Here is a 547-nt window from a genome sequence, read left to right as displayed (position 1 = left end):
GACGCCACCACCGGTCTGTACAACATCGGCGCGAGAGAGTACGACCCGGCCCTCGGCCGATTCATCTCGCTCGACCCGATCATGGACCTGACCGATCCCCAACAGATCCACGGCTACACCTATGCCAACAACAACCCCCTTGCCTTCACCGACCCGACAGGGCTCTTTTTCAAGGAGATAGCCAAATCCATCAAGAAGACCGTCCGTACGGTCCGCAAGGCTGCGCAGAACATTGTCAGGTCCGTCGGGGTGCGTGGGGTCGGGAAACCGCCCGTGAGGAGTGCGCAACAGAACAGGGGGAGTACCGCCACTAATTCCTCGTGGGGTAACTCCGTAAGTACGGTGTCAGCTTCCTGGGGTGGCCTGTCGAATTCGCCTACCGGACCCTTGGCGGGCATGAGAGACCCTCTCTATCCGCTCAACGAATATCTACGGAGCTACCCAGCCGGAATAGCCACGGAGGCTTGGAACTTCCTGGGGCCCGATGTTGATTCCTGGAAGGAATGCTCAGCGAACATCGGGTTCACCACTGCATGTGGCTCTGCCG

Annotated in this window: 1 protein-coding gene; it reads left to right on the top strand. The window is 59.6% G+C overall.

Features of this window, described 5'->3' with window-relative positions; genetic code table 11:
- On the top strand, window positions 1-547 hold a 547-nt coding region (locus E0D90_RS25985; protein ID WP_130800342.1), incomplete at both ends, for an RHS repeat-associated core domain-containing protein.

Origin of the sequence: Streptomyces otsuchiensis (assembly GCF_004305975.1) — a bacterium.
Classification (GTDB): Bacteria; Actinomycetota; Actinomycetes; order Streptomycetales; family Streptomycetaceae; genus Streptomyces; species Streptomyces otsuchiensis.
The sequence above is the reverse complement of the archived record's forward strand: the minus strand, read 5'-3'. Positions and strand labels throughout refer to the sequence as shown.